The 15,719-nt window shown below is 66.3% G+C and carries 18 protein-coding genes; 11 read left to right on the forward strand and 7 right to left on the reverse strand.

Translation table 11 applies throughout. The features are described from left to right. The first annotated feature begins 38 nt into the window (after window positions 1-38). Entirely contained in the window at window positions 39-503 is a 465-nt protein-coding gene (locus ACXYMR_RS02195; RefSeq protein WP_458941113.1) for a DUF3429 domain-containing protein, read from the forward strand. Here ACXYMR_RS02195 and pdeM read toward each other — a convergent pair. Both pdeM and ACXYMR_RS02205 read right to left on the reverse strand, forming a co-directional pair. After that, window positions 479-1,210 (reverse strand): ligase-associated DNA damage response endonuclease PdeM, encoded by a 732-nt coding sequence (gene pdeM / locus ACXYMR_RS02200; protein ID WP_458941114.1) that lies wholly within the window; start codon window positions 1,208-1,210, stop codon window positions 479-481. The two genes, ACXYMR_RS02195 and pdeM, sit on opposite strands and share 25 nt — an antisense overlap. Then, a complete protein-coding gene (locus ACXYMR_RS02205; RefSeq protein WP_458941115.1) occupies window positions 1,200-3,683 on the reverse strand; it encodes a ligase-associated DNA damage response DEXH box helicase in 2,484 nt (827 codons plus the stop codon). Before ACXYMR_RS02205 ends, pdeM begins: the two co-directional genes overlap by 11 nt. Before the next feature lie 160 nt (window positions 3,684-3,843). Between ACXYMR_RS02205 and ACXYMR_RS02210 the strand changes: the two genes are divergently transcribed. The 8 genes from ACXYMR_RS02210 (at window position 3,844) to ACXYMR_RS02245 (ending at window position 9,779) form a co-directional block, all read left to right on the forward strand. Further along, window positions 3,844-4,794: a hypothetical protein gene (locus tag ACXYMR_RS02210; protein ID WP_458941116.1), complete on the forward strand. Its 951-nt coding sequence runs from the start codon at window positions 3,844-3,846 to the stop codon at window positions 4,792-4,794. 76 nt (window positions 4,795-4,870) lie between these two features. Then, window positions 4,871-5,707 (forward strand): mechanosensitive ion channel family protein, encoded by an 837-nt coding sequence (locus tag ACXYMR_RS02215; protein ID WP_458941117.1) that lies wholly within the window; start codon window positions 4,871-4,873, stop codon window positions 5,705-5,707. Between the two features lie 53 nt (window positions 5,708-5,760). Continuing rightward, window positions 5,761-6,066 carry a DUF6460 domain-containing protein gene (locus ACXYMR_RS02220; protein WP_458941118.1) on the forward strand — a complete coding sequence of 102 codons (306 nt, stop codon included), beginning with the start codon at window positions 5,761-5,763 and terminating at the stop codon, window positions 6,064-6,066. Window positions 6,067-6,214: 148 nt separating this feature from the next. After that, window positions 6,215-6,964 (forward strand): response regulator, encoded by a 750-nt coding sequence (locus ACXYMR_RS02225; RefSeq protein WP_458941119.1) that lies wholly within the window; start codon window positions 6,215-6,217, stop codon window positions 6,962-6,964. Window positions 6,965-7,022: 58 nt separating this feature from the next. Next, window positions 7,023-7,511, forward strand: coding sequence for a PaaI family thioesterase (locus ACXYMR_RS02230; RefSeq protein WP_458941120.1), 489 nt, complete (start codon window positions 7,023-7,025; stop codon window positions 7,509-7,511). Beyond that, complete coding sequence (locus ACXYMR_RS02235) at window positions 7,508-7,927, forward strand: PaaI family thioesterase (RefSeq protein WP_458941121.1); 420 nt, start codon at window positions 7,508-7,510, stop codon at window positions 7,925-7,927. The genes ACXYMR_RS02230 and ACXYMR_RS02235 overlap by 4 nt, the downstream gene beginning before the upstream one ends. Window positions 7,928-7,993: 66 nt before the next feature. Further along, a complete protein-coding gene (locus tag ACXYMR_RS02240; RefSeq protein ID WP_458941122.1) occupies window positions 7,994-8,362 on the forward strand; it encodes a thiol-disulfide oxidoreductase DCC family protein in 369 nt (122 codons plus the stop codon). Window positions 8,363-8,411: 49 nt separating this feature from the next. Beyond that, window positions 8,412-9,779, forward strand: coding sequence for an MATE family efflux transporter (locus ACXYMR_RS02245; protein WP_458941123.1), 1,368 nt, complete (start codon window positions 8,412-8,414; stop codon window positions 9,777-9,779). Here ACXYMR_RS02245 and ACXYMR_RS02250 read toward each other — a convergent pair. Together ACXYMR_RS02250 and ACXYMR_RS02255 are read right to left on the reverse strand one after the other, a co-directional pair. Then, window positions 9,731-10,765: a quinone-dependent dihydroorotate dehydrogenase gene (locus ACXYMR_RS02250; RefSeq protein WP_458941124.1), complete on the reverse strand. Its 1,035-nt coding sequence runs from the start codon at window positions 10,763-10,765 to the stop codon at window positions 9,731-9,733. The genes ACXYMR_RS02245 and ACXYMR_RS02250 overlap by 49 nt on opposite strands. Further along, window positions 10,762-11,118, reverse strand: coding sequence for a DUF952 domain-containing protein (locus tag ACXYMR_RS02255; protein WP_458941125.1), 357 nt, complete (start codon window positions 11,116-11,118; stop codon window positions 10,762-10,764). Before ACXYMR_RS02255 ends, ACXYMR_RS02250 begins: the two co-directional genes overlap by 4 nt. Before the next feature lie 92 nt (window positions 11,119-11,210). Between ACXYMR_RS02255 and ACXYMR_RS02260 the strand changes: the two genes are divergently transcribed. Both ACXYMR_RS02260 and ACXYMR_RS02265 read left to right on the forward strand, forming a co-directional pair. After that, complete coding sequence (locus tag ACXYMR_RS02260) at window positions 11,211-11,834, forward strand: S24 family peptidase (RefSeq protein ID WP_458941126.1); 624 nt, start codon at window positions 11,211-11,213, stop codon at window positions 11,832-11,834. Window positions 11,835-11,887: 53 nt separating this feature from the next. Further along, the gene (locus ACXYMR_RS02265) at window positions 11,888-13,297 is read left to right on the forward strand and encodes a cytochrome P450 (RefSeq protein WP_458941127.1); all 1,410 of its coding nucleotides are present in this window, start codon (window positions 11,888-11,890) and stop codon (window positions 13,295-13,297) included. On the opposite strand, the gene ACXYMR_RS02270 is transcribed toward ACXYMR_RS02265, so the two are convergent. The 3 genes from ACXYMR_RS02270 to ACXYMR_RS02280 all read right to left on the reverse strand — a co-directional run bounded on the left by ACXYMR_RS02270 (window position 13,279) and on the right by ACXYMR_RS02280 (window position 15,654). Continuing rightward, window positions 13,279-13,497, reverse strand: coding sequence for a helix-turn-helix transcriptional regulator (locus tag ACXYMR_RS02270; RefSeq protein WP_458941128.1), 219 nt, complete (start codon window positions 13,495-13,497; stop codon window positions 13,279-13,281). The genes ACXYMR_RS02265 and ACXYMR_RS02270 overlap by 19 nt on opposite strands. A gap of 3 nt (window positions 13,498-13,500) precedes the next feature. Then, on the reverse strand, window positions 13,501-13,920 hold the full coding sequence (locus ACXYMR_RS02275) for a hypothetical protein (protein WP_458941129.1): 420 nt from the start codon (window positions 13,918-13,920) through the stop codon (window positions 13,501-13,503). 138 nt (window positions 13,921-14,058) lie between these two features. Next, window positions 14,059-15,654 (reverse strand): lysine--tRNA ligase, encoded by a 1,596-nt coding sequence (locus tag ACXYMR_RS02280; protein WP_458941130.1) that lies wholly within the window; start codon window positions 15,652-15,654, stop codon window positions 14,059-14,061. Between the last annotated feature and the right edge of the window lie 65 nt (window positions 15,655-15,719).

Below are 15,719 nucleotides of genomic sequence, written 5' to 3' on the forward strand. Positions count from 1 at the left end.
CCCCTGACTCGGGCCGCCTTGCGCCCTAGATCAATATCATGTCCCTGCTGTCCACTGTCCCCCCCACCGCCCGCTGGCTCGGCCTTCTCGGCCTGGTACCGTTCTGGATCGCCGCCCTGTCGCTGGCCTACGAGCCGACGCGCGGCATGGCGCTGCCGCTCTACACGGTCTACGGCGCACTCATCGTGTCATTTCTGGGGGGTGTGCGATGGGGCCGCGCCCTGGCTCCCGACGCTCGCCCGGATGCGACGCTGTGGGTGGGTGCCGTATTGCCCAGCCTGCTGGGTCTTGCCGCGTTGTCCCTGCGGGGCCACGGCCAGCCATTCATCGGGCTGGCGCTGGTCATTGCCGGGCTGCTCGCCCTGTTTGCCTGGGACATGAGAAGCGTAGCCGGCGGCTCGCTTCCGGACTGGTACGGAAAACTGCGCATCGTGCTGACCGGCGGGGCTGTGCTCGCCGGGCTGGTGATCGCTGTCAGCTATGCGCTGGCCGCGCGGACATAGCGGTCCGGCGAACACTTGCCGGCCCGGACCGCGTAGACCCTCGACCGCCCCATCACCCAGACATCCGGCACGCGACCGAAACAGCGGGCGAAGGCGTCATCACAGACATTCAGTCCGCCGGTATAGGCCCCGAAGGCCGGCATGACGAGCCGGTCACCGTCGCTGGCAAAACAGCGCCGGCGCAGCGCCCGGCCCTGCCCGCGCACCTTGGCGCAGGGGTGCAGGTGGCCAGCGATCTCGCCCGGTGCCCGCCCCTCGCTGGGCTCGTGCCGCAGAACCAGTGCCCCGACTTTCAGTGTCGCCATGACCGAGCCGCCGAACTGCGGCGGCGGTGCCGGATCGTGATTGCCTTCGATCCACACCCAGTCCGCCACCGAAGCGACCAGCGAGGTCAGCCCGTCCGCATCCGCGGCATCCATGCGCAGATGTGCCGCGCGGTCATGGAAACTGTCCCCCAGCGCGATCACCCGGCGCGGCTGGTGGCGCGCCACCACATCGGCCAGCCGGCGCAGGGTCGCGCGGGTGTCGTAGGGCGGCAGGAGCTGACCGCCCGGCGCATAGGACGAGCCTTTCTCGAAATGCAGGTCGGAGACGATCAGCGTGCCATGATCAACGAGGACCAGCGCCCCTTCGGCATCGGCGAGGACCGCCTCACCGCCAACCTGGCTTTCCAGCCAGGGGCTGTCTGTAGTCTCGTCAGTCGTCAAGCCGCATGGCCTCCGCGATCAGCTCGTCCTCGGCATCCGCGAGGATGCTCTCATGGCCCTCGCCATAAACCGGTTCCCGGCCGATCTCCAGCATCACCGGCACGGCCAGCGGCGAGATCCGGTCAAGTGCCTGATGCGTCACATGTCCGCGGACACGACCGAGGGCCTGCCCCAGGCGCTGAACATCGAGCAATCCCCGCGCCGCATCCGACCAGGCCGCCTGGAGCAGGATGTGATCCGGCTCGTGCTCGCGCAGCACGTCATAGATGAGATCGGTCGAGAAGGTGACCTGGCGGCCGCTTTTCTCCTGCCCGGGGAAGCGGCGCTCGATCAGCCCGGAAATCACTGCGCAATTGCGGAATGTCCGCTTCATCAACGGACTCTCGGCCAGCCAGGCATCCAGGTCGTCGCCCATCATGTCCTCATCGAACAGGGCGTCGAAATCGACGCCGGACAGATCGCGCAGGGCCCAGACCGAGACGGCGTACTCATTGGCCACGAACCCCATCGGGCGCAGCCGCAGCCGTTCCAGCCGCCGGGTCAGCAACATGCCCAGCGTCTGGTGCGCCAGCCGTCCCTCGAAAGGGTAGCAGACCAGATGGTAGCGCCCGTGCCGCGGGAAGGTTTCGACCAGCAGGCCGTCCGCCGCGGGCAGGCGCGAGCGTTTCTGCTGCAGCGCGAGCCACTCGCGCACCTGGTCGGGCAGGTCACGCCATTGCGCCGGGTCTTGCACCAGCTCGCGCACCCGGGCCGCCAGATAGGTCGAAAGCGGGAACTTGCCGCCATTATAGCTGGGGATCTTGGGGTCGGTATCGCTGGACCGCGTCACTTTCGCCGCCATCTCCTCCAGCCCCTCGAAACGAAGCACCTGGCCGGCAAACATGAAGGTATCGCCCGGCACCAATTGCTCGATGAACCACTCCTCGACCTCGCCGAGCTTGAAGCCGCGCCGTCCGCGCCCGCTCAGCACCACGTCGAGCATCGGCGCTTCGACGATGGTGCCGACATTCATCCGGTAGCGCTGGGCGATCTGTGGCGAGCGCGCCGTCCAGCGCCCGTCGCGCCCCCGGATCAGGCGCCGGAAACGCTCGTATGTATTGAGCGCATAGCCACCGGTGGCGGTGAAATCGAGTACCCGGTCGAAGGTTGCCCGGTCCAGTTCACTAAAGGGAGCCGCCTGTCGAACCTCGGCGAACAGGGCGTCGGCGTCGAACGGCTCACCACAGCCGCGACCCATCACGTGCTGGGCCAGCACGTCGAGCCCGCCCGCCTTGAGCGGTTCGCCGTCGAGGGCGTTTTCGGCCACCGCGTCGCGGGCCGCCTGGCATTCCAGGTGTTCGAACCGGTTGGTCGGCGCCAGCAGCGCCCGCGACGGCGCGTCGAGCCGGTGATTGGATCGCCCCAAGCGCTGGATCAGGCGCGAGGACCCCTTGGGCGCACCCATCTGGACCACCAGGTCGACATCGCCCCAGTCGATGCCGAGATCGAGGGTCGAGGTGCACACCACCGCCTTGAGCCGCCCCGCCGCCATTGCCGCCTCGACCTTGCGGCGCTGCTCCGGCGACAGCGAGCCATGGTGCAGGGCGATGGGCAGACTGTCGGCATTGAGCGCCCACAATTCCTGGAAGGTCAGCTCGGCCTGGGAGCGCGTATTGACAAAGACCAGCGCCATGCGCGCCGCTTTGATGCGTTCATAGACATCGGCCAGCGCGTGGCGTCCCGAGTGACCGGCCCACGGGATGCGGTCCTCGGGGTCGAGAAGGTCGACCTGCGGGCGCGCACCGCCCTGGCCGCGCACGATACGGGCGAAGCGCGACGCGTCAGGTGCCTGCGGCGTCAGCCAGCGCGCCAGCCCCTGTTCGTCCGCCACCGTCGCTGACAGCCCTGCCCGCCGTGCGTCGGGCGCCCAGCTCGAGATGGTGGCCAGGTCAAGGCTGAGAAGATCGCCGCGCTTTTGCGGTGCCACGGCATGGATTTCATCGATGACGATGCGTTGCAGGTCGGCAAAGAACACATTGGCATTCGCCGTGGCGCAGAACAGCGCCAGCTGTTCCGGCGTGGTCAGCAGGATGTCCGGCGGGTGCGCTCGCTGGCGCTGGCGCTTGGAGGTGGAGGTATCGCCGGTGCGCGTCTCGATGCGCAGATCCAGTGCCATTTCCTCGACCGGGATCATCAGATTGCGCGCGACATCGACCGAGAGGGCCTTGAGCGGCGAGATGTAGAGCGTGTGCAGGCGATGAGGTCGCCGGGCCCCGCCAGCCCCGTCAGCAATCTCGGCCAGGTCGATCAGGCTGGGCAGGAAGCCGCCCAGCGTCTTGCCGCCGCCGGTCGGGGCAATCAGCAGGGCATCCTCGCCGGCCTGATCGGCCTCGATCATGGCCAGCTGATGATCGCGGGCCTGCCAGCCGCGCCGGGCGAACCAGTCGGCGAAGCGTGCAGGCAGCACTCGAGACAGGGACGGCGTGTCGACCATGCTTCCTATCTAGCGCCGGACGGCGCCCGATGCGACGGCCAAGCGTAGTCACACCCGTGATCGCGGGGGAAGCGGCGGTGCACCGTCCCCCTGCCGCGGAACGGGGCCCGGTGAAATACTGTTCAAATCAAGCGTATCGGGTGTCAGGAGGGGGTTTCCCATGAGCGAAGTACATAACCGGTTCAGCCAGACGGTGGATGCCCTGCGGGAGTCCTTGCCGCGCCAGGATCGTTCCCACGCTCCGTTCGCAGCCCTGGCCGGCATCAATTCGGCCCTCGCGCCGCAAGCCTTTGCCAGGGAAACCCTCAAACGACTGGGTGGCCTCAATGACCGGCTGGGCCACTGGCGTGCCCCCGAGCGGGCCATGCGCCCGATCTACGCTGCCGTCCTGGCCGCAGCGGATTGCAGTGTCGCCGAATTCTTCCGGGTCCGCACGGCCCTGTCCGAACGGCGCAAGGCGCGCGGTGCACGCGGCCTCGCCCAGGGTGGAAGCCCGGCTGCGCTGGCGCTGGTCGCCGCCGGTGGCAAGCCCGACATGGCCGACGATTTTTTCGATATCCGCGAGACCATCTCCGCCCCCTGGTGGCGCCGCGACGCCAATAGCGAAGCTGTTCTGGCAGCCTGCCTGACAGCGCTTGGTGAAACTCCGGTTACGGCCCGCGAGAAGCTGGAGCGCACCGAGCGGGACCTCGTCAATGCCGGCATTCCGAAGGGTGTGGCTACCAAGGCGATGCACGAAGTCATGCTGCTGCCCTACCGGCCCGACCGGCTGAGCGGAAACTGGACGACGATCAATCTGGCCGTTCGCAAGCATGGCAGCCTGCGCAGCAATATCGGACGCGAAGGGCTCGCCGTGCTTGCCGCGAGCGGTCCGGGACACGCCATGGCCGAGGCACTGCTTTCCGGTCATGCCCATGTCAGATCGCTGAAGCCCAGATCCTGCGGCGGTGCTGCCGGGCGCATCGCCATGCGCCTGGCCCAGGCCGAAGCCGGCCAACTGCCGGTGACTTCTGCAGCCGGCGACCTCGCGGCCATTCTCGCGGCCCAGGCGGCCATGATGGCCGCAATGGTCGCATCGACCAGTACCGCCGTCGCCGTGACCTCGTCATAGACGCACTCGCCGCAACGGGTTTCACGTATCGTTACAGTCATGCTAGGCAGCCTGAAAGGCCAAAAGGAGATGCCCTTTGACTGTCTCGGATACCGACCTGATCAACCCGGAAACGCTCGCCGTCATCGCCAATTACGGTCTCAGCATGACCGTGAACGTGGTCCTTGCCGCGCTTATCCTGGTCGCCGGCTTCATGGTTGCCGGCTTCATCAAACGCAATGTCAGGCGAGCCATTTCGCGCAGCAAGCGGATCGATCCGACGCTTGGCAACTTCTTCGGTTCCGTCGCCTATTACGCCGTCATGGTGGTGGTGATCATCGCCGTACTGTCGCGCTTCGGAGTGGAGACGACCAGCCTGGTGGCGGCGCTCGGTGCGGCCACCCTGGCCATCGGTCTGGCGCTCCAGGGCACGCTCTCCAACCTCGCCGCCGGCGTCATGATCGTGATCTTCGGGCCCTACAAGCTGGGCGACTGGGTGGAAGTGGGCAGCGTGTCCGGCTCCGTTGTCGACATCAACCTGTTCACCACCGAACTGGCCACCGGCGATCTCAAGAAGGTCATCGTCCCCAATGGCGAGGTCTGGGGCAATGTGATCACGAACTACAGCGCCAACCCGACGCGCCGCGTCGATTTCGTGTTCTCGATCGATTACGATGACGACATCGACAAGGCCATGCAGGTCATCCGCGACACGCTGTCCGCCGATGAGCGCGTCCATACCGACCCGGCCGTGTTTACCGCGGTCAGCGCCCATGGCGCCTCCTCGGTCGACATCACGGCGCGCGCCTGGACCGCCACCGGTGATTACTGGGGCGTCAAGTTCGACGGCCTGAAGAATGTCAAACAGGCCTTTGATGCCAATGACATCTCCATCCCCTATCCGCACCGCGTCATCGTCAATCGCGACGATTGAGCCCGTGCACATGCGGCCCCGCAACGGCCTCATTTGCTGCTAGAGTGAACCGCATGAGCGAAAACACTTCTTCCGAACGCAAGAGCTTCGTCCAGCGCCTCGTGGCGGTGTCGGCCACCGACGTCGCACGGCTGGTTTTCCTGTGTGTGCTGGTCGGCTTCATCCTCGCCGCCTTCCACCTCAATCCGCGGCGCCTGTGGATCGACTTCTTCGGCACCGTGACCGAGGCGTGGAGCCGCTTCATCCACTTCCTGACCGAGAGTGCGGGGTGGGCCATCGAATATTTCCTGCTCGGCGCCATCATCGTCATTCCGATCTGGTTCGTCTTGCGATTGCTGCGCGCCATGGGCCGTCGCTAGACTGCTGTTTCTCTTGCGTTAACCACGCCTCTTTGCCGCATTTCAAGACTTTGCGCGTAAACGCGTGGGGATGCAGTCTGCCTTGCAACTCTTCCCCGGCGATCGCCGCGAGCCGACCGGGTCTCTGGGACGGGCGGGACAACCGCTCGTGCTCCAGCCCAATCGCTACATGCGCAACATCCTGACCACCCTGTTGCGCAGCGCCGGTGCCGGTGACGTGCTGCAAGTGCCACACGCCGACCTGGCGCTCAGCCTGCTGGGAGAACGCGCGCCGAGTCTTATCGTCATGGACTGGGATGCGCATGATGACCCGGAGGAGGACCGGCTGCGCCTGATCCGCCGGATACGCGAACACGCCAACCCGGCGACCCGCGAAACCCCGGTGATCGTTGTCACCTCACCCTGTCCGCGCCGCTCCATCGAGATGGCCCGCGACGCCGGTGTAACCGAGGTTCTGGTGACCCCGCTGGCCCCGATCACCATGCAGGAACGGCTGCGCAGCCTGGAGAGCCAGCCCCGCGGTTTCGTGGCATCACCGCGCTTTTCCGGCCCGGACCGCCGACGCCGCCCGCGCCGTGCGGAGGGTCCCAGCCTCAAGCGCACCGCCGATGTCGAAGCCGGTTTGACCACGGCCATGCAGGCCGCCCGGGCTGCCGCCGTGGCCCTCGCCCACGAAACCCGCCTGAGCGGGGACCCGCTCGCCATCCGGGTCGGTCGCTCGCTGCAGCGCTTCATGGCGCACCTCACGGAATACACGCCTATCGAGGCGGAAGTTGTCGACATGCATCGTGCTGCCCTGGCCCAGCTGGTGCGCATGGCCGAGGATGGCCACAAGCTGCGCGAGCCGGTGGTGACCGGTCTCGAGCAAGTGGTCGCCAAGCGGATGCGGCGGCGCTAATTCTGCTTTTCGGCCGCCCCTGTGTGACCTATCAGGGAGGAAGCCAGCCGGAGCCGCCATGACCGACGATCTCCAGACCCGACTTGAAACCCTCGCACCGCTGATTGTCGACGGATCGCCCCACGCCGTATCGCTCGGCCTGACCATTGATCGCCTGACCGCCGAGGAGACGATCATGCGCGCGCCCTATTCAAGCGAGCTGATCGGTGACCCGGAGACCGGCACCCTGCACGGCGGTGTGGTGACCGCCCTGCTCGACCATGCCTGCGGCATTGCCGCCTTCGCGGGCTTCGGCGCGACCGATACGCCGGCCACGCTTGATCTGCGGATCGACTACATGCGCCCGGCGCGGCCGGGAAAGGACGTGGTCGCGGTGGCGTCGAGTCTCAAATCACACGGCCTGGTGACCTTCGTGCGTGCAACCGCCCACGATGGCGACCCTGACGATCCGGTGGCGCTGGCCCAGGCCGCATTCATGATCTCAAAGGTCTCCAAGGCGGCGCAGGATCGTGTCGCACAGGAAGTTCGTGATGGAGGCGGGGCATGAGCCGGGCCCTGATCGAAACACTGCTGGCCGCCCCCTATGTCGCCAAGTTTGGAGTTCGCGTCGAGCAGAAGGGCACCGAGCTGACCGGCGTCCTTCCCTATGCCGAACACCTGGTCGGCAATCCGCTGATCCCGGCCCTGCACGGCGGGGCCGTGGGAGCTTTCCTGGAGATCGTCGCATCGGCATCCCTGCTGGTCAGCCAACCGCTCGAACGCTTGCCGAAACCCATCGACGTGGCCATCGACTACCTGCGCCCTGCCCGCGCCCACGACGTGTATGCCCGGGCCGTGGTGGCGCGCAGCGGCCGCCGCGTGGCCAATGTCAGGGTGGAAGCCTGGCAGGGCCGCATCGAAGCGCCGGTTGCCACCCTGCATGGCCACTTCCTGATCACGCCGACTAGTGGCGACAGCGGCTGAGGCGCCACCGCGGGTGCGGCAATCCGTCACTTCGCCCCGACTGTCCGGGTGACACACTTCACCGGCATGACCCAGACCCGACCCGGCCCCGTGATTGCCTATTACGACGCCCTTTGCCCGATCTGCGTGCGGGAGATGCGGCACTACAGCCGCTTTGGCGAACACATCATCAAGCTGCAGGACTGCAACGGGGATATCCCCGACGATGTCGACCGCGACGCCGCCCTGGAAGCAATGCACGTGCGGCTTCCGAGTGGCGAGCTGGTGACCGGCTGGAACGCTTTCATCGCCATCTGGGAACGGCTGCCGGGCTGGCATTGGCTGGCCATGCTCACCCGCCCGGCCCCGATCCGGATTCCGCTCGACTGGGTCTATCGCCGTCTCGCACCCTACCGGCCGCGCCGGACCTGCCGCGACGGCGCCTGCGAAACCTGAGCCCGAGCGCCTCGCTTGCCTGCCGGAGTGGCGCGGGCTAGGAGCGGCCATGGCCGACCTTCCCCTGACCCGCACCGACGTCCTCAAGCAGGCCTGGCCCCTGGTCTTCGCCAATGCCGCCCTGCCCCTGGCGGCCGTCGCCGACACCTTCGTGCTGTCATTGGCCGGGGATACCGCCGACCTGGGCGGCGTCGCGCTCGGCGGAGCCATCTTCAACGTCTTCTACTGGAGCTTCTACTTCCTGCGCATGGGCACGACCGGGCTGACCGCACAGGCGGATGGCGCGGCGCAGGCGGCGGAGACCCAGCGCATCCTGCTGCGCGCGCTGGGACTGGCCGCGTTGTTCGGAAGCGCCGCGTGGTTGCTGCGCGATCTCATCGCGCTGGCCGGGTTGGCGGTGCTGCAGGGCGAGGCTGACGTCGAGGCCAAGGGGCGCGACTATCTCGTGGCGCGGCTTTGGGGGGCCCCAGCGGCCCTCGGCACATTCGCGCTGGCCGGCTGGCTGATCGGCCTTGGCCGCAACGCTTCGAACCTGGCCATCTACTTCGTCATGTCATCGGTCAATATCGGGCTCGACCTGTGGTTTGTTCTCGGCCTGGGCTATGGCCCGGGCGGGGTCGGCGCGGCGACGGCGATAGCCGAATGGTGCGCCTTGCTGACCGCCGCCGGGTTTGCCCTGCAAGCGGTGCGCCGGCGCGGCGGCTGGGCACCCGGTGCATTCTCGCGACCGGCCCTGCTGGACCGCGCCGCCCTGAAATCGCTGTTCGCCATCAATGCCAACCTCATGATCCGGTCATGGACCCTGATCATCGGCGTGACCTGGTTTGCCAATGCCGGCGCGCGCCAGGGCACCAGTGCGCTCGCCGGCAATCACATCCTGATGCAGATCGTGGCGCTCTGGGCCTTTGTGCTGGATGCCTTTGCCTTCGTTGCCGAAACGGAAGCCGGGCGGGCCTTCGGCCGAAGATCGGTCAGGGCGATGCGGCACGTCGTGCGAGTGACAGGAGAGCCCCTGTTTATCACCGCGGCCGGCCTGTCCCTGATCACCCTGGCGTTCGGCGATGACGCGCTGCGGGCGGTGGTCGCCGATGATGCAGCGCGCGAGGCGGCGATCCGATACCTGCCATGGTGTGCTGCAGCCTCCCTGCTGGGCGCTCTGGCCTGGCTCATGGACGGCATCTTCATCGGCACGACCAGTGGCCGCATGCTGCGCAATGCGGCAATCGGGTCTGTGGCGGTCTATCTGGTTGCTGATGTCGTGCTGGCCGGCCTGTTCGCCAATCACGGGGTCTGGGCCGCCTACATGGTGTTCTACTTGGCCCGGGGCGGCTTCCTTGCCGCCGCCTATCCGGCACTGGAGCGCCGGATTCAGTCGGCGCCGACGGCCTCTGACAGCGATGCGAAGCCGTCCGCCTGAAGCCGGTCCACCAGCCCCGTCTTGATGCGCCGGATCAGCCCGGGTCCGTGGTAGACCATGCCGGTATAGAGCTGGACCGCATTGGCGCCGGCGCGGATCTTGGCATAGGCCGCATCGGCACTGTCGACGCCGCCCACACCGATCAGGGCCATGTCGGGGCCAGCCACCGAGCGGAAGCGCTTGAGCAATTCGGTCGACCGCGCAAACACCGGTGGCCCCGACAGGCCGCCTGCCTCGCGCATGCGCGGGCTTTTCAAATGGCTGGGTCGGGTGATTGTTGTGTTTGCAACGATTACCCCGTCGAGGCGGTGCCGGCTGACCGCCGCGACCATGGTGTCGACATCCTCGTCGGCAATATCCGGGGCCACTTTCAGGAAAACCGGCTCGACGCCGCGGACCTCGCAGACCCGGGCCAGCAAATCGTCCAGCGCCGCACTGTCCTGCAGGGCACGCAGGCCGGGCGTGTTCGGCGAGGAAATGTTGACGGTGAAGAATTGCGCCTTGCCCTTCAGCTCCGAAAGGCAGGTGACATAGTCCGCCGCGCGATCCTCGGAATCCAGGTTGGCGCCCAGATTGACGCCCACCACGCCCGCACGCGACTTGCGCTCTTCAAGGCGGCGGCGAAACACGTCGAGACCCTGGCTGGGGAAACCCATGCGGTTGATGATCGCCTGGTCCTCCTCGAGCCTGAAAATCCTCGGCCGCGGCTTGCCCGCCTGGGCTCGCGGGGTCACGGCGCCGCATTCGACAAAGCCGAAGCCGGCCGCCAGCAGGGCATCCGGGGCTTCGGCATGCTTGTCGAAGCCGGCCGCAAGTCCGACCGGATTGGGCAGGTCCATGCCCGCCAGCCGGGTCGCCAGGCGCGGATCGTCCGGCTGCGACTGCCGCGGACCGAGGCCCAGCTTGAGCCCGGCCATTCCCAGCTTGTGGGCCTGCTCCGGATCCATCCGGCGCAGCACGCCTGTGGCCAGATCGAACACCATCAATCGCGCTCCAAATCGGCAGGCAGCATCCAGTCACCGTCTTGCGTGCGCCCGACATGACGCATGCCGGTGACCGCGGCCATCGGGATTTCCCCATAGACATGCGGGAACAGCTCGCCGCCCCGGGATTTCTCCCATTTCACGCTGTCGCCCAGCGCCTCCAGGTCGATCTCGACCAGCAGCAGGCGGTCATGATCGCCGTAATGCTTTACCAGCGTGCCTTCGACCTGCGCCGCCGCCGACAGGTGAATGAAGCCGTCCTCAACATCATGCGGATCGCCCTTGAAGACGCCGTCGGCCATGGCCTGGGCCCAGCGTTCGGGCGCGGCCAGTCGGTATGCGATTCTTGGTGTCATGGGAGGGGCGTAACCCCGCCTGTTCGCGCTGGCAAGGCCGCGTTGAGAATGGGACAATTTTCCTATAGCGTGAAACAGGAACGGGATGCGCCATGCTCACTCATGACCAGATCTGGCGCGGCATTGACGAGCTCGCCGCTCACGCCGGCACCAGCCCGTCGGGGCTGGCCCGTCGCGCCGGCCTTGACGCCACCACCTTCAACCCGTCCAAGCGCACAACGCGCGACGGCACCAAACCGCGCTGGCCGTCGACGGAAAGCCTCTCGAAGGCCCTCCAGGCCGCCCATCTCGACCTGGCCGACTTTGCCCGCCTTGCCTGCGGTGGCAGCCGGCAATCCCTGCCCGGCCTCGAGCTCGCCGATGGTGCCGCGATCACGGCATTCGACCGCTTGGGGCGCCCGTCCGGCGACCATTGGGTCGATCTTCCCTTTCCCGATTTCGACCTGACCCGGGCCTATGCCCTGTCGGTCGACAATGACCACATGGCACCCGTCTTCCGCCCCGGCAGCACCTTGATCGTGTCGCGCGAAGCAGCCCCGCGGGCGGGCGACCGGATCATGGTTCATCACCGTGACGGCACACTCGACGGCTGGACCCTGGGACGGCTCACAGTGAGCGCGCTGGAGGTCAAATCGCTCAACCCGGCCCGGCCCGACCGCATCCTGCAGCTACGCGACCTGGACTGGGTCGCCCGCATCATCTGGGCCAGCCAGTAAGCGCGACCATTTGGCCCGAGACCGGGGATACGCACCGACCTAGACTGCAGCGTATGGATCAATCCGCCCCGCATCCCCCCTTCGTGCCGCCACGCCCGGCCTCCGCCGTCTACAAGGGGGTCGGCCGGCTCGCCCTGTCGGACTACTGGACCTATTTCCGGGCCATGCGGCGCAACCCGCTGGAAGTCTGGGGCGAGCAGCACTTTTCCATCCGCCTCGCCCCGTTCCAGTTTCTCGGGCGCTCCAGCCTCCTGGTGTCGGACCCCGACGCGATCCACCACTGCTTTGTCAGCCACGCCTCGAATTATCGCATGAACCGTCTGCGCCAGGCCGTGCTCAAGCCCTTCCTGCGCGATGGCCTGCTGACCGCCGAGGGCGAGACCTGGAAGACCGTCCGTCATGGCGTGGCGCCGGCTTTTACGCCACGGCGGGTGGACGGGTTCGCGCCGCAGATTCTGGCCATCTGCGAGCAACAGACCGAGCGTCTGACATCCGCCAGTGGGGACACCATCCAAGCCTCCGACCTGTTTGTCGACCTGACCCTCGATATCCTAATGGAGACCCTGTTCTCCGGTGACGAAGCCCTCGACAAGCGCCGGTTCACGGCCGGCATCCACCGATTGCTGGAGCTGAGCGGCCTGCCCCATCCTTTTGACCTGGCGAATTTCCCGGACTGGGTCCCACGGGTCGGTCAGGGCCAGTCGCGACCGATCATCGAAGACCTGCGCCAACAGGTCGGCAAAGTGGCTCGCCACCGCCGGGCCCATCCGCGCCCGAACGGCGAAGCAGGGCCGGCCGACTTTCTCGACCTGCTGCTCGCCACCGATCTCGACGAAACCGCCATCATCGACAATCTGCTCACCTTCCTGGCCGCCGGGCACGAGACCACCGCGCGCTCCCTGACCTGGACCACTTACCTGCTGTCCCAGGCCCCAGACGTCCGGGACCGGCTGGAAACGGAGATCGATGGCGCCGGTCTCGACAATCGACCCCCGGCGGAATGGGGCGACGCCCTGCCCTTCACCACCGCAGTGATCAAGGAGAGCCTGCGGCTATACCCGTCCGCGCCGATGCTGGCGCGCACCTCGGTTGAAGCGGACCTGGTGACCGGACTGCCTGTGCCGGCCGGCACGGATGTGCTGGTATCGCCCTGGTTGCTGCACCGCCAGCGCAGTCTCTGGCCGGACGCCGATGCTTTCAAACCGGAACGCTTTCTCGGCGACGCCGCGAGGGACATTCCTCGCGGCGCCTATCTGCCCTTCGGCATCGGGCCACGTGTTTGCATCGGCGCCCGCTTCGCAATGATGGAAATGGTTATCGTGGTGGCCACACTGTACCGCCGGGTCCGGCTCGACCTGACCTCCGACGACCACCCGCGACCGGTCATGCGCATCACGCTGCAACCGGACCGACCGGTCCCGATGCGCGTGACCCGCCGCGCCGCTCAGTCCTCGGGAAACTGAAACACCTCGTCGACGCCGGTCCGGAAGACGCGGGCGATCTTGAACGCCACCTCCAGCGAGGGCGAGTACTTGCCCTGCTCGATGGCGATCACGGTCTGCCGCGTTACCCCGACCCGCCGGGCCAGTTCGGCCTGGGTCATTTCTCCCGCGTGAAACCGCAGAGTGCGGATCTGGTTGGAAATGGCTGTGGAGCGGGCCATGGTTCAGACCACGCCACGCCGGTATTCAACCAGTTTAGAAATCCCCTTCACGACCTCTGCGATAACGAGGCCGAACAGGATGCTGTTGGCGATCCAGAACACCGATTGCTCGAAAATCGCCAGTGCCAGGGCGGTAAAGGCGAAGAAGCCGAGGACATAACCGGCCCGCCGATCGCCGCGCAGGTCGATCATCTCGTCCCGCTCGTCGCCGATGGGGGCGTTCTTGTCCGCGGACATCACTCCAATCACCACATGTCCGGCGATGGCGATCAGTACGAGCACGGTGCCGGTCTTGAGCAGAAGGACTGTGTCGAGGACGGCATCGCCCGCCAGGGCAGCCTGCAGGGTCAGCCAGAAATGGCCGCTGTAAACCGCAACCAGCGCCACCAGCATCAGCGCATTGCTTTTCTCGCGAAATGTCATGTCAAAACTCCCGAACCTCATGTCAAATATATTGTACATGACACGGTGTATGAGAAAGCAAACATGATGTCAAAATTATTTTACCTGAATCGGAGAAAGAATGGCGCCCCTTCCGGGGCGCCAGGAATTCGAGGCCGATCAGGTCGAGACCAGGTCGCCTGCGAGCGCGGTCTCGATCAGCTGCACCGTTTCGGGAATGCCGTAGATCGCCACGAAGCCGCCGAAGCGCGGCCCCTGGGACTGCCCCAGCAACACCTCATAGAGGCCCTTGAACCAGTCGCGCAGATTGTCAAAATCGTGTTCCTTGCCCGCCGCATAGACCTCGTTCTGGATGGTCTCGCCATCGCGGCAATCGGCCGGCAGCGCCTTCAGTCGGGCCAGCAGGTCCTGCATCGCCGCGCGCTCGAGCTCGGTCGGGGCGCGGAAGGATTTCGTCGGCTTCACCTGATCCTGATAGTACTGCACCGCAAATCCGGCCAGACGATCAAGGACCGGGTGGGTCTCGGCGCTGGCCCCATCCACATAGCGCCCGATGAAGCCCCACATCTGCTCGCTGGTCTCCGCGCTCGCGGCCGACGCCAGGTTCAGCAGCAAGGCGAAAGAGATCGGCGACACGTCGGTCGGCGGCTCGCCGTCATGAATGTGCCAGGCCGGGTTTTCCAGCTGCTTCGCCGGCTCCTGTCCCGGATAGGCCGCCAGGTGCTGCATATACTCGTCGACCGCCTTGGGGATGACGTCGAAGTGCAGCCGCTTGGCGGTCTTCGGCTTGACGAAATTGTAGTAGCTCAGGCTCTCCTGCGGCGCGTAGCGCAGCCATTCCTCGACCGCCAGCCCGTTACCCTTGGACTTGGAGATCTTCTCGCCCTTCTCGTCGAGGAAGAGTTCGTAGATGAACTGCACCGGCGGCTGTTCACCGAGAATTCGGCAGATCTTCGAATACACCGGGGCATTGGCGGCGTGGTCCTTGCCGAACATCTCGAAATCGACCCCGAGGGCGGCCCAGCGCATGCCGAAGTCGGGCTTCCACTGCAGCTTGGTCCGGCCGCCGGTGACCGGCATCGTCACATCGGTACCATCCTCGTCCTCGAAGGTGATCTCGCCGGTCTTGGCATTGACCGCCTTCATCGGCACGTAAAGCACGCGGCCGGTGGTCGGCGAGATCGGCAGGAAGGGCGAATAGGTCGCCTGGCGTTCCGCCCCGAGGGTGGGCAGCATCACCTTCATGATGTCGTCGAACTTCTCGAGCGCCCGCAGCAGGGCGTCGTCGAAGGCTCCCGAGCGGTACTGTTCGGTGGCCGAGTAGAAGTCGTAATCGAAGCCGAAACTGTCGAGGAAGCTGCGCAGGCGGGCATTGTTATGCTGGGCAAAGCCGTCATGCGTGCCGAACGGATCCGGCACGTCGGTCAGCGGCTTGCCCAGATGCTCGGTCAGCATGTCCTGGTTGGGCAGGTTGGTCGGCACCTTGCGCATGCCGTCCATATCGTCGGAGAAGGCGATCAGCTTGGTCGGGTAGCGACCCTCGGTCAGCGCGACAAAGGCGTGCCGCACCATGCTCGTGCGCGCCACTTCACCGAACGTGCCCAAATGCGGTAGGCCCGACGGGCCGTAGCCGGTCTGGAAGATGACCGCATCGCCCTTCAGCCCCTTCTCCTCGACGCGTTTCTTGACCAGGCGCGCCTGTTCAAAAGGCCAGGCCTTAGCGTTCTGAGCGAGTTCCGCGGACATGTCGGTCATCCTGTTGATCTGCCGGAACGGCCACGCCATTCCTTCGGGCTGCGAGGTAGAGGGGCGCGCCGGAA

The organism is Maricaulis sp. CAU 1757 (assembly GCF_054482675.1).

What these genes read in the sequence shown, in the direction of transcription:
- ACXYMR_RS02210 (WP_458941116.1), top strand. Translation starts at nt 3,844, where the DNA reads ATGAGCGAAGTACATAACCGGTTCAGCCAGACGGTGGATGCCCTGCGG.
- ACXYMR_RS02235 (WP_458941121.1), top strand. Translation starts at nt 7,508, where the DNA reads ATGAGCCGGGCCCTGATCGAAACACTGCTGGCCGCCCCCTATGTCGCC.
- ACXYMR_RS02280 (WP_458941130.1), bottom strand. Translation starts at nt 15,654, where the DNA reads ATGACCGACATGTCCGCGGAACTCGCTCAGAACGCTAAGGCCTGGCCT.
- ACXYMR_RS02195 (WP_458941113.1), top strand. Translation starts at nt 39, where the DNA reads ATGTCCCTGCTGTCCACTGTCCCCCCCACCGCCCGCTGGCTCGGCCTT.
- ACXYMR_RS02230 (WP_458941120.1), top strand. Translation starts at nt 7,023, where the DNA reads ATGACCGACGATCTCCAGACCCGACTTGAAACCCTCGCACCGCTGATT.
- ACXYMR_RS02275 (WP_458941129.1), bottom strand. Translation starts at nt 13,920, where the DNA reads ATGACATTTCGCGAGAAAAGCAATGCGCTGATGCTGGTGGCGCTGGTT.
- ACXYMR_RS02255 (WP_458941125.1), bottom strand. Translation starts at nt 11,118, where the DNA reads ATGACACCAAGAATCGCATACCGACTGGCCGCGCCCGAACGCTGGGCC.
- ACXYMR_RS02220 (WP_458941118.1), top strand. Translation starts at nt 5,761, where the DNA reads ATGAGCGAAAACACTTCTTCCGAACGCAAGAGCTTCGTCCAGCGCCTC.
- ACXYMR_RS02260 (WP_458941126.1), top strand. Translation starts at nt 11,211, where the DNA reads ATGCTCACTCATGACCAGATCTGGCGCGGCATTGACGAGCTCGCCGCT.
- ACXYMR_RS02245 (WP_458941123.1), top strand. Translation starts at nt 8,412, where the DNA reads ATGGCCGACCTTCCCCTGACCCGCACCGACGTCCTCAAGCAGGCCTGG.
- ACXYMR_RS02270 (WP_458941128.1), bottom strand. Translation starts at nt 13,497, where the DNA reads ATGGCCCGCTCCACAGCCATTTCCAACCAGATCCGCACTCTGCGGTTT.
- ACXYMR_RS02205 (WP_458941115.1), bottom strand. Translation starts at nt 3,683, where the DNA reads ATGGTCGACACGCCGTCCCTGTCTCGAGTGCTGCCTGCACGCTTCGCC.
- ACXYMR_RS02265 (WP_458941127.1), top strand. Translation starts at nt 11,888, where the DNA reads ATGGATCAATCCGCCCCGCATCCCCCCTTCGTGCCGCCACGCCCGGCC.
- ACXYMR_RS02240 (WP_458941122.1), top strand. Translation starts at nt 7,994, where the DNA reads ATGACCCAGACCCGACCCGGCCCCGTGATTGCCTATTACGACGCCCTT.